Source organism: Paraburkholderia sp. UCT70, assembly GCF_050434085.1.
In the GTDB taxonomy this organism is placed as follows: domain Bacteria; phylum Pseudomonadota; class Gammaproteobacteria; order Burkholderiales; family Burkholderiaceae; genus Paraburkholderia; species Paraburkholderia tuberum.
Window position 1 is genome coordinate 788,135 of the sequence record NZ_JBNPVZ010000004.1, and the last position, 13,011, is coordinate 801,145.

6 protein-coding genes are annotated in these 13,011 nt (G+C 63.6%); all 6 read left to right on the forward strand.

What is annotated here, in order from left to right; translation table 11 throughout:
- On the forward strand, positions 1-1,647 hold the full coding sequence (locus OKW41_RS29260; RefSeq protein ID WP_429574790.1) for a hypothetical protein: 1,647 nt from the start codon (positions 1-3) through the stop codon (positions 1,645-1,647).
- A gap of 87 nt (positions 1,648-1,734) precedes the next feature.
- A complete protein-coding gene (locus OKW41_RS29265; protein ID WP_429574791.1) occupies positions 1,735-2,142 on the forward strand; it encodes a hypothetical protein in 408 nt (135 codons plus the stop codon).
- Positions 2,139-3,167, forward strand: a complete 1,029-nt coding sequence (locus OKW41_RS29270; protein WP_429574792.1) for a hypothetical protein — start codon at positions 2,139-2,141, stop codon at positions 3,165-3,167. Before OKW41_RS29265 ends, OKW41_RS29270 begins: the two co-directional genes overlap by 4 nt.
- Positions 3,168-3,178: 11 nt before the next feature.
- Positions 3,179-4,486, forward strand: a complete 1,308-nt coding sequence (locus OKW41_RS29275) for a hypothetical protein (protein ID WP_429574793.1) — start codon at positions 3,179-3,181, stop codon at positions 4,484-4,486.
- A gap of 14 nt (positions 4,487-4,500) precedes the next feature.
- Entirely contained in the window at positions 4,501-5,178 is a 678-nt protein-coding gene (locus OKW41_RS29280; RefSeq protein WP_429574794.1) for a glucosaminidase domain-containing protein, read from the forward strand.
- Entirely contained in the window at positions 5,171-13,006 is a 7,836-nt protein-coding gene (locus tag OKW41_RS29285; RefSeq protein ID WP_429574795.1) for an LPD38 domain-containing protein, read from the forward strand. Before OKW41_RS29280 ends, OKW41_RS29285 begins: the two co-directional genes overlap by 8 nt.
- Positions 13,007-13,011: the final 5 nt, after the last annotated feature.

Genomic DNA, 13,011 nt, shown 5'->3' on the forward strand with positions numbered 1-13,011 from the left:
ATGCCAGCCGTCAAGATCAATCGCTTCGGCGGCGTGGTGCCGCGCTACGCGTCCGCGCTGCTGCGCGAGAACATGGCGGCCGAAGCCGAGAACGTGAAGCTGTGGCACGGGGTGCTCGAGCCGTTTCGTCGACCGGCGCCCGTCTACACGTCGGACGCGTCCTGTGTGCGCACCATGCACCGTTTCGGGTGCCGCTGGCTCACGTGGGCGGATCCATGCGTCGAGGTGGCCGAGTGGCTACCGACGTGCGAGCGCGTCTATGTGACCGGTGTTGAGTCGTATCCGGTCGTCGCGGAAATGCCCGACGGCGACGATCCGTTCGTGTGGCGTCGTGTCGGTCTGCCGCTGCCCGATATCGCACCGGTCGCAACGGCGCTCGACGCCGCGCTGCCCGACAGGATCACTAGCAGCAGGCTCTACGTCTACACGTACGTGAACAGCTTCGGCGAGGAGGGCGCGCCATCGTTGCCGAGCAATGAACTGCTCGACATGCACGAAGGCGCCGCCGCCGCGGTGGACATTCCAGCACCGCCCGCTGATTGGGACATCGCCGCCATCCGCCTGTATCGCGTCGCGTCGCAGTTCATCGACGGCACGCAGCCCGCCCAGCAGACCACGACGGTCTACCTGTTTGTCACAGACCTTGCGCCGGTCGCGCAGCAATACGTCGACGCGGCGAACACTGACGAGCTCGGCGAGCCGCTTGTGTCGGAGCAGTACACGCCGCCGCCTGACGGCCTCGAAAACATTACGCAGCTCGAGAACGGCGTACTTGCCGGTTCGATCGGCAATCAGGTCTGGTTCTGCGAGCCGTATCAGCCGCAGGCGTGGCCCGTCGACTATCTGCTCGTGCTCGACGATAACGTGCGCGCAATGAAATGGCAGAACGGGATTCTGTACGCGATGACCGACGGCCACCCGTACGCGATCACCGAAGAATGTCCGGACGGCCAATGTTGCCGGAAGGTGTTCCGCTTTCCAAAGGCCGCGCCGATCGTCTCGCGCAAGAGCGCCGTGCAGGCACCCGACGGTGCGATGTACGCGACGCTGGGCGGTCTCATGTATCTGTCGGGCCACCGCATGAGCATGGTCACGGGCCCGTGGTATGCGTCGGACGACTGGCAGGCGCTGCTGCCCCATACGATGATTGCTGCGACCGTCGAAGGGCAATACGCGGGGTTCACGAACTGCGCAGGGTTTCTGTTCGACATCCGCGACGGCATCGAAAACGACGGACTGCAAAACAACGATCTGATGCCGCTCACGTTGACGCCGAACGCTGCACATACCGGGCGGGACGGAAAGTTGTATCTCGCGTTCGGAAACATCGTGCACGAGTGGGACGCGGGTGCCGAATACATCCCTTACCGATGGCTCAGCAGGACCACGGCCACGCCCGGACAGATGAATTTTTCGGCTGCGCTGGTGACGCTCGACGCGTACGCGCGATCGAAGATCGCGCCATTCGGCGTCCAGTTCAAGTTCGTGGCCGACGAACGGCTCGCGCTCGATCGACCCGTCAGGCGCTCTCAACCCTTCAGGCTTCCACCAAACCGGCGCGGTGTGGATTTCGCTGTCGAGGTTTCGGGCGTCGAGCGTGTACGCGAAATCAAGTTTGCGAGCAGCGTGCGCGAACTTGCAACGTGACCTTCAATACTCTTCTGGAATCGAATCGACATGAAGATATACGCCCAACAGGATCTGTCATTCGGGCATGTCCAACAGGTGCTGCAGTTGCTTCCCGACGCGGCCGCAGAGGCAGGGGGCGGTAATGTGAACGCGTTGCTGGTGGCGCAAGGGATTTCGAGCGTTGCGGTTGGCGGTGCTTCGCACCGCTATTTCGCAGCTCTGGTAGTAGACGATTCGGTCGCGGGATTCATGGCCGCGAAGGTGGAGGATGACGTGTTCGTCGGCCGACGTGTCGCCCGAGAGGTGTTTTCGTACCTTCGTCCATCCGTGCGGACCCAGCAGTCGCGAGGTACGTTACTCGACGCTCTGGAGGCGTGGGCCAAATCGAACAAGGCAGATGTCGTCGAATACCTTGTCGTAGGCGATGAATCTGTCGACAACGGCATGCCGGCCGCGGCTGAACGAGGCTATGCACGCGCCGCAATCGTGTTGGCCAAGACGGTGCGGTCATGAGCGACACGTTCATCACGAACTGGGGGGATATGGAGAGCCCAGCCAGCAGCGCTTATTTCTCGGCGTTGGACAAGGTTTGGTCGCAAAATCAGGCGAACGCTGACGTGTGGGCCGAAAAGGCGCTGGAAAGCGACAAGGCTTTGCGCGAGCAACAGCAAAAGAACCTCGAAGAGTGGCAAAAGCAACAAGAGAATTGGCGTGACGCGTGGATCGTCGCGCAAGCCGCATATGCGGCCGCACAAACCTTGCTGGCGAACAACGCGCTCGAGGCGGCCAAGGACGCAGCAGAAAAGCAATACGAAATTGCAGACCGTCAGCAACAGATTGCCGAGCGCGAGTATGAGCGCTACAGCGCCCACTTCGCGGCTTGTGAAGATGCAACCATCGACGCAGAGTGTGCGCGGCCGGAGTACCTCGAGCCGATCGAACAGGAAGCGAACCGCGCGATCGTTGATATCCGGCGCCAGTTCGGCATTGCACGCGCACAGGCGCAGCGGCGCCGCAACCGTTACTGCATCGGATCGGTGATCGCGATCGATCGACAGCTATCCATCGACGAAGCGCGCGCCGGCGGCGAAGCGAAAGAGCGCGTGCGGCGCTTCCTCGAGGAGCGGCAGGAGTCGCGCCGCGACAAGTTCTTCAATCGCAAGATCCAGCTCTTCAATATCGGGCGAAACATACAGGCTTCGTCCGTCACCGAAATGAACGCGGCTGCGCAGGGGTTCCAGCGAGGTACAGACATCGAGCTCGCGGCGCGCAACCAGTTCTATGGCGCGATCCTGTCGAGCCTTGGTGGCCTGATGGGTGCCGGTCTGTCGATGGTCGGCGCGCCGACGGGGTTCGGCTCGGCACAGGGCGGCCGCACCAGTTCAAGCATCGGCGGCTCTAGTTCTTTCTCGTCGGCGGTCGGATTTGGCGGCGCCGGTCTCATGGGGCCCGGCGGGCTCGGCTATGGGTTCGGCGCGTCGAACAGCGGCACGCTTTGGGACGCAAATACCCTCGGTCCATCGTCGACTTTCGCTTGAGGTAAAACGCAATGGGTTACTACGGCATCGCCGACTTCGCGGGCGGTTTCAACAAGGTGCGCGACGATTCGCTGACGTCTGGTTTGAGCGCCGCAAACAAGATGCGCGACCGGTACCTCGCCGACTATCAGATGCCCGAGAAGATGACAGCGTCCGACGCGAACGCGACGGCGAACTCGATCAGGTACGACACGCTGAACACTGGCTACAACGACATGGTGCAGCACGGCGTGAACAATGCGTCGTTCAACGCGCAGCAGTCGGGCGTCAACCTCGACAAGCTGGTCGCGGAGCAGTCAATCCAGAAACTCCGCGCGCAAGCGGCGCAGCAGGGCATGACGAACCCGGCCGACATCGCCCGATATGTGTTCTCGAATTTGCCGCCTGAACAGGTCGCGGCGAATCCGTACCTCACGAATGCTGCACTCGAGCAGCAGCGCGCCGCGGGTCAGATGCAGGCCAATCTGGGTGGCGCGCTCGGCGGCACGCTCGGCGCTGGAATGACGACCCAAGGACTGCAAGACCTCGGCTATGGGATCACGGCGAGCTCCGACGCGAACGGAAACCTCGTGTACACCGACGCCAATGGGAACCGCTCCACTCCGTTTTCGCGCAGCGGTCAGATCCCGGCGACCGTGGCCTTCAGCGGCAACGTCGACCCGGCGGCCGCCTACTACGGCAACCTCGACAGCATGGCGGCGCAGGATCAATGGCGACGCGATCAGCTCGCGCAGCGCGATCGATACGATGCGATGCGATACGGGGATAGCGGCAGCAGTGGTGCGGGCAACGTCCGGGTCTTGCAGGCCCAACTGACATCGTTGCAGCGTCTCTACACATCGCAGAAGGGCAACCCTGTCGAACAGGCGAAGACCCTACAGCGCATCAATCAGGTCTTGGGGCAGTTGCAGGGCCAGCCGGCCGGGGCGCCCGCTGGTACGGGTACGTCCGGCATGAATGCGATCACGGGCGGCGGCGGTGCTGGTGCTCCTGGCGCCAGCATGACGGGTAACGCTTCGAATCCGTTCGGCTATGCAGATGACACGGCCTCGGCCGTGCCATCGTCGCCGCCGGCCGCTTCTGTTCCTCCAGTCTCGCCCGTTGTACCGGGCGCAGCGGCCGCCGCGCCGACGGCCGCACCGCTGACCCTGAGGCAGATGCAGGCGGCGGCCGAAGCTCCGCAGCCGGTCTATCTGAATGCGCTACGCGGCGCGGGGCAACTACCCGTTATCTCGAATGCTGCCCAACGCGTTCCAGCCGCACCGGGCGGCCTGAGCGCCAATGACCTCGCGCTGCTGAAACTGCTGCGCGGCAATTGAGCGAGGACGCCGTTATGAGCGACAACCAGCGCGCCCGATTCGTTCTGCAATACGGACCCGTCGCAGATCGGGTGGCAGCACAGACCGGCATATCTCGCGATGTTCTGCTCTCGCAATGGGGGCTTGAGACGGGATGGGGCAAATCCGTTATTCCGGGCACCAACAACCTCGGAAACATCAAAGACTCTTCGGGGCGTGGTGTACGCGCTCGCGACAACATGACGGGCAGCCGTGACGCGTACCGCGCCTATGCGACTCCGGAGGCATTCGGCAATGACTACGCATCCTTGCTCGCCCGCCGTTACCCCGGCGCGCTCGGCGCTGGCGACGACGTTATGCGCTTCTCGTCGGCCTTGAAGGCTGGCGGCTATGCGGAAGACCCCCGATACGTCGACAAGATGGCCAGCATCTATGGTGGCTTGACCGGTGCGCCGACGGCAGGACTCGGCGCCGATGCACCGACCGATTATCCGATCGACGCGGATGCGCTCTATGGAATCGCGCCGGCGGCGGCAGGTCCAGCGAGCGGGCCGAAGATCGGGAAGATCACCACTGCGCCCGGCGCGATTTCGAAAAGCATGGCGTCGCAACAGACGCAAGGACAGGACGCAGCACCAACGCCTGCTGCGCAGACGCCGGACTATTCCGCATGGATCGACAACTATATCCGCAGCATCGTGAACAATGCCTGATACAAATCTGAACCCGTACAACATTGCCGAAGAAGACACGGCGGGTCGACTGCGGGCGCTCGGCGTGCTGACACCGTATCAGCCACAGGCGTCTCCGCCGATCGCCGCCTACGGTCTCGATCCGTCAGGCATGCAGCCGCCACAAGGTCTGCAGCAGATGGGACCGGCTGCGCCGACGTGGGATGCCTATAAAGCGGCGAACAACTTCGATGCGACGGACTACGACGCGAAGCAACAGATCTGGAACAACTATCGCGACAAGGTAATCGGCGATATCGCGGCAGCGCACGGCGAAGATCCCGGCACGCTGCGCACGTACTTCGAGCAGCAATACGCTGGCGACAAGCCGAAGGCGCCGACGCGCTCCACGGCTGAATTCGTCGGCGACACTCTCAGCACGCCTATCAATGCGGCGCTACGCGGCGTCAAGTCGATTTCCGATTTGGCGAGCCCGGGCAACGCCTTGTCGCGGGGCATTCAGGGCGTGGTCGACGAAAGCGAGGCGAATCAATCGGCAGTCGTTCGTGATGAACGCGCACGCGTGGCGCGCGAGGTGGCCGCCGACGAGGCGCAAGGCGGTACCGGGATCATGCCGACCATCGCCGGCATGGGGCGCAGTCCTCTTCAAACTGCGGGTAACGTCGTGGGCGGCCTTGCGCCTGCCCTTGTTGCGGGCGCGATCAGCGGGCCGGCCGCACCGGTTGTTGTTCCGGCAGTCCTCGGCGCGCAGAGCGGCGGCCAGGCACGCGGTCTGATCTACGGCAAATTGCAGGGCACGCCGGACGCCTCGTTGATGACGCGCAGCCCCGCTTATGCGCAGCTTCGCAACTCGGGAATGAACGAGGCAGACGCAAAAGCCGAGCTCGCCGGCATCGCACGAAATTGGCCGGAAGTCTTCGGTAGCGCGCTGCTGGGCGCGGTGACGGGGCGGATCGCACCGGTAGAGCGCGGCCTCGCCGGCTTGACCACGGGACTGCAACGCCCCGCGGTGGCCGCGCTGGAAGCGGCCACGAACGCTGCGCAGAGCGGCGGCACTCAGCTCGCGTCAAATGCCGCAATCCGTAACTTTCTGCCGGACCAGTCGCTGACCGAAGGTGTCGCGCGATCGACGGCGGAAGGCGCAGTAATGGGCGGCGTGTTGGGCGGCACGATCGGCGGTCGACCGCATGCTGCTGCCGAGACCACCGCAGACAGCGCGCCCCCCGCCGGCGCGTCCGCTGATCCGCTTGCGCTGCCCGCTCCGGCATATCGCATTGGCGCTCCGGACGCGCCACAGGGTTTTGCGATGGGTGAGTCGCAATACAACGCGACGCCTGCCGACGTGCAGGCGATCCTCGACGGATTGCCCAAGATCGTGAACCGCGATTACATCGGCAACCACCTGACGTCCGATCTGCGGAACGGTACGCTCGAGCAGACAGCGCAAATGCAGAACTCGCTCGGCCGTGCCGCGCAACGTCTGCTGTCTCGTTTGCAAGAGCAGGCACAACCCCGCCAGCTCGAAGCGCCCGAAGCCACGCCGGCACTGCCATCGCCCGACATGCCGGATACCAGCGGCAATCTCGTCGCGGATGCGTCCGGCAACGTTCAACGCCCGACCTACCAACAATCCGCTGATGCCCGAGCAGCACGACAGGCCGCGGTCGACACCGGCCTTACAGGAGATATCCGCAATGCACAGGAAGCTCGCGCGCGTGACGCCACGCAAACGACTGGTGAAGCCGTCGAACCTGCGCCTGATGCGTCAGGTCGTGGCGTACCAGAACAGGAGCCTGCAACTGATACAGCCGCTGTCCGAGAGGATGGCGCTGGCGATGCAGGTAGCGCGACAGATGCAGCAACTGGATCGACCGATGCTTCACTGACCGGCAGGCCGGTCGTCCTGCAGAACCGCGATCGCTCGTCGGCCGCCGCGATAGCGCAAATGAACTCCATCGCCGCCGATCCGGATCACGCTCGACTGTCGTTCTCGCGCGACTTTGCCAACGGTGCGCCGGTCGTCGAGGCGAACCCGGGCGCGGACATTCCCGCTGACCAGCTCGGCCGCCAGGACTTTGCGGTAGCTGCCGACGGCCGGCGCATCCCCGTGCAGTACGCAGTGGTCGACGCGGGCTCGTTGCTGCCGTCGAACCGGGCCGACGGTTCGCCGGTCGCCGGGTATGCCGAAGGGACTGGCACGCAGTTGCGCGCGATTGCCGGCAACGGGCGCGCGGCTGCACTTCAGGCCGCGTACGAGCGCGGTACCGCCGATACATACAGGCAGGGCATCGCACACGATGCCGAGCTGACAGGCGTCTCGCAGAAGGTGATTAGCAGCATGCGTCAACCGGTACTGGTCCGCGTGATGCCACGCGATCACGTTACAGCCGATATCGGCGACGTGTCGAACACGGCCGGCACCGCGGCACTGTCGCCCGTCGAGCAGGCACAGAACGACATGAACCGCGTCGATCTCGACAAGCTCGAATTTAGCGATGCCGGTGAACCCACGCCTGAATCGGTGCGGCAGTTCGTTCAATCCATGCCGACGTCGGAACAGGTCGGGCTGCTTAATCCGGATGGCACGCCAACCCGCCAGGCCGTCGATCGCCTTATGGCCGCCACGTTCCAGAAGGCATACGGCGACCCGGAGCTCGTGCGCTTGTACGCGCAGGCAACCGATCCGGAGGCGCGCACGGTGCTCGGGGGCATGGCCGACGCGGCGGGCTCAATGGCGAGGCTCGACGGCGCCGGGGATCTGGACGTTCGGTCGCTCGTGACCGAAGCAGCGCGCGCGGCCGTCAATGCTCGGCGTCAGGGTGTACGGCTGAACGAGTTCGCGCGACAGCAGGACCTTGCACTGAATCCGGAGGCGCGTGAGTTTGTGCAGCTTTTCGCAGACAATGTGCGTTCAGGTAAGCGGATCGGCGAGACGCTAAAACGCGTGGCCGATTTCGCGTACGGTGAATCGGTGAAGCCGACCGAAGACATGTTCGGTTCGGTTGAGCGCGCAACGCGCGAACAGGTATTAAGCGAGGTCAACAATGACACCAGAAGGGCGCAAGATTTGGGGCTCGCCGCAGGGCGTGAGCCTGTTGCGACGAGTGATAGCCGGCAAGGCGCTGAGACCGCAGGACGTGCAAACGGTCGACCTGCTGAAGAAGTCGGGGCCGCCGGACGTGGCGAAGCTGCGCAGCAACCAGCCGGCGGCGAACGATCCGGCGAAGCGGTAACGCAGCGGCCGACTCCGAAACGCGTTCAGGATCGTGTTGCCGAGCGGCGGCGCGCGCGCGAGGCTGCGGCGAACGGCCCAGCCGCCGATGCACCGCTCCTGACCAATCCGACGCCCGAGACGTTGCGCCAGCGTGTCGAGCGTCAGCGCGCCGCGAAAGCAGAAGATGAACGGGCACAGCGCGCCGCGGACCAGCGGGCCGAGGCGGACGCGCAGCGCTCCGACTTCAGGCTGACTGGTAGCGATCGCGATGCTGATCGCGCCGCAGCCAACGGGCAGGATCCGCTGTTCTCAAGTGATCGACGACGATCCGACACAACCGCACCGAACCACGAAGCCCCTCCACGTGAGGGGCTTTCTGTTTCTGGACGCATGACGGGTGACGCCGTTCGCCGCGCAATCGAGCGCGATACGCACGGCCATCACGTCGACGTGTATGACACGCTCGCGGACGCGCCGGAATATGTGCGCCGGCAGGCCGAGGCCGAGGGGGCGCACGACGTCGAAGGCTTCTTCGATCCACGTACGAATCGCGTCGCCCTCATCGCCGACAATCTTGCCAGTCCCGCCCGCGCACGCGAGGTCGCACGCCATGAATTGATCGGGCACTACGGGCTCGAAAACATGGTCGGCCGCGACACGATGCGCGAGCTGACCGGCAGAGTCATTGCAGCCGAGCGGCTGGGGAACAAGGCGTTCAGGGAGATTGGCGAGGAGGTCGATCGTACGCAGCCCGGTTTGCCTGACCAGCGTCGCGCAAAGGAAATGATCGCGCTCATGGCCGAGCGCAACGTGCAGAACAGCGTCGTGCGTCGGGTGATCGACGCGGTGCGTCAGTTTCTGAAACGGGCTGGACTGCTGCGCGGCGATGTGACAGACGCCGAGGTCGCAGCGACGCTTCGCGACGCGCAGCGCTACTTGCGCGAGCGCGGGCGCAGCGTCACAGGCGACGAGCTGGCCACCGAATTCTCGACGTCGGGCCGAACGCCCACGATACGAGATCTGAGCGTCAAAAACCGGCAGGTGTTCGAGAGAGCATACCGCGACGCCGCTGCGGCGAAGCCGGAATTCGATAAAGCGCTGCGCGGCATCGCAGAGGCTATGAACGGCTACGCACTCACACCGGAACTGAAAGGACGCGAGCGCGCGATCGACAAAGTGGTGAGCGATTACGCGGGCGACGCGACGAAGATCAAGGACGTGCTACGTGGAACGATTGTCGCGCCGAACGTCGACGCAGCACGCGACGCGATTCGCCAGATTGGCGAACGGTTTGACATCGTCGGCGATTCGCGGAACCTGCTGGCGCGTGAGAGTAAAGCTTCGGGAGACGGGTATCGAGACGCGAAATTAAATGTTCGTTCCAACGGCGTCACGGCGGAAATACAGGTGAATGTCCCGGAAATGATCGCGGCGAAAAAACAGGCGCACTCGCTCTACATTGAGCGGTCGCGGATCGCTCGGGATTTGGAAGCAGGTAGTAACGCGCCTCACAAAGAAGCGCGCGTAGGCGAACTTGACCGGAAGATGCGGGAGATTTACGACGCTGCGTGGGAGCGTGCCTTGCGCACCAACGATATGAATTCTTCGGGGGACAACGGGTTACCGTTGCGCCGCGCTGATTCAGACGAAAATTTGCGCGGCGGGTCAGTGTCCCAAGCCGCGCAGTATTCGCCGGCCAGCGGTTCGCGGATTGAAACCGGGATGCCAGAACCTTCGAAGTCGTATAGCAGCGCGTCGGGCGAGAGTGCCGACGCATCGGGGAGTGCAGAGCGTGCCATAGGTAATACCTCCGAAAGCAGTATAACGGATAACGAACCAGCCGATTTCGCGCGAGCAGGCGCGCCGGCTTCATCGGTCCCACAGGTGGAGCGCAAGCCGACATTTTGGGAGAACATGCGCGCCATGTCGCGCAATCCGACGGCGGCAAAGAGCGCGGCGCGCACCTTCCTGTCCGAGGGCGGATCTGCTGCGCAACCGAAATGGCTTGAGACCGTCACGACGTCATTGTTCGATCATCTGAATCCGATCGAGCAGATCATCCGACGCACCGGCGACACGCCGGCGGGCCGAACCCTGCGCAACACCGTGCGTCTGTTTCAGGGGGCGACGGAAAAGACGCGGCAGGACTTCGTACGCCAGAGCGTAGACCCGACTATGAAGGCGCTGAGCGACGCATACAAGCGCGACTTCGCCCAGCTGGATTGGTACGCATCGCGGCCGGGCGATGAGGGGTGGCAGCAGTTTCTGATGGATACCGGAACCGTCGGCAATCTGATCAAGCACGGCCGCGAGCGCAACGCCGAGATCGCGCGCAAAACGGACGGACGCGACCTTGCCGGTTCGGGCCGCACGAACGAAGAGATCGACGCGTTCGAGCGTGACGTTCGCCGGGACGCGCCTGGCCTGATCGAGTTTTACGAGAAGTTCTATGGTGAGCACCTGAAGCCCATGCTCGACTATCGCGACCAGACCCTTCGCGACGCTGGTCTGCTGACGCCTGAGATGGAATCCGGCCGCCCGAAGTATCAGTGGTATGTGCCGCTCAAGGGCGACCCCAACGCTGCGGACAGTGAGACGTCAAGCTCGAGCGGTGGTGGTGGCCTGAAGTCGCCCAAGGAAAAGCAGGCGATGGGCCGCTCGGGCACGCTCGCCGACAACGTGTTGCAGAACGTGTTTGAAGCGAGCGACAGCGCGATCCGGCGCGCAGGCTGGCAACAGCTCAAGCGCGACATGGTGCAGTTCATCAAGGCGACGCCATCGGCAAAGGCGCTGCTGTCCGCGCGGATCAACGAGGCGCCGAATCATTACGAGATATTCGAGAAATACGTCGGGCAGGACGGCATCGTGCACGAGCGCGTGAAGCCTAACGCGGCGATGTCTCCCGAGGCGCTTGTGCTACGGGACGGCAACCAGACGACGATCGTCCATATCGGCAACCGCAAGGTGCTCGACGCGCTCCAGGGCGCAAATCGAGCGCAGATCGACGGCGTGTTTTCATTGCCGCAACGGGCAACGCGTCTGCTATCCGCGATCTATACACGTTACAACCCGATGTTCCCGCCAATGAACAAGCTGCGGGACGTGCAATCCATGATGTCGCTGGTGATGGCGGATGCACCGACCGACGACAAGATCGGCGCCGTGCGGCGCGCACTCGCCAACAACGTTGGGTTCACCGCGGACTGGCGCATGAAACCCGCCGGCGAGTATCACAAGTGGGCGGAGCGCTACGAAAAGCTCGGTGGCTCGACGCTGTATCAGGATCTGTTCCGCGACGACACGATGAAGAACCTGGAGAACGAGTTCGGCAAGATGGTCGGCGCGACGACAAAGTTCAAGGCGAAGGCGGCCGCCGGGAAGATCGGCGACTTCATCGATCGCGTGAACGAGCACATGGAAATGTCGTCGCGAGTGTCGCTGTTCAAGGCGCTCGTCGAGTCACGCGTGCCCGAGAGAGATGCAGCGCTGTACGTGAAGGACACGATGAACTTCGAGACGAAAGGCAAGCTCGGCCAACAGCTCGGCGCGATCTACACCTTCGCCGGCCCTGCACTGTTCGACGCGCGTCGCATGGCGCAGGCACTGCGCACGCCGCGCGGTGCGGCCGTGATGCTGGCGCATTACGCGCTGATGTACAGCCTCTACGGCGCGCTCAAATCGATGGGCGGTCAGGACGACGACGGCGTCGACAAGCTCAACAAGATTCCGCTTTCGCAGTCCGGCCGTTTCCTGACGATGATCGATCCGAGCGATCCTGACGGGCGCGGCTGGAAGCTGCCCGTCGGTTTTGGCTTTGGACGCATTGCACTGACACTAGCGGCCGCCACGCATCGCTATGCCGATGGGATCGACGACGTTGGCACGTTCGCTGGCAACGTCGCGAAAGACGGGTTGCTGTCCAATTTCTCGCCAGTCGATCCGACAGACATCGATCCATCGAAGGACATGGCGGGTTGGGTGATGCAGCAGTTTATGCCGAGCATAGCGAAGCCGCTCCTGCAGCTCGCTTTGAACCAGACCGGGCAGGGTAGCCCCATCCACAAACCCGACGAGTGGACCGGCAACAAGCTGAAATTCGAGCAGGGGTGGCCGCAGACCTCGGCGCTTTTCCGCGGGCTTGCCAAAGACCTGTACGACAGCACTGGCGTCGACGTCTATCCGGAGACGATTTCCCATCTGCTGCGTAGCTATGGGGGCGGTGGTGCGCTTGATGCGATCAAGGCAATTCAGGCGCTGGGCGAAGACGCAGGGACGGACAAGAGCCTGACCGATATTCCGCTCGTCCGCTCGTTCGGCTCCGGACCGCTTCGGCAGGACATGGTGGAGTTCCGCGAGCGGTCGACGGAAGCCGACAGGCTGACGAACGAACGTCAGTACGCGGAGCGGCAGGGCAGGCTCGACGAGTTCGATGCGGAGCACCCGAACGTCGAGCGCATCGCAGCGTTGTACAAAGCGGCTAACAGTGAAATCAAAAAGCTCTACACGGAGGCCAAGGAGGCACGCCAAATCGAGGATGCGACGGAGCGCCAGCAACGTGTCAACGAAATTAGCCGTCGTGTGCGTGCCACCCAGATGCAGGCGAACCGCGCCCACCGCGAACTTCAAGCGCAATAGGAACA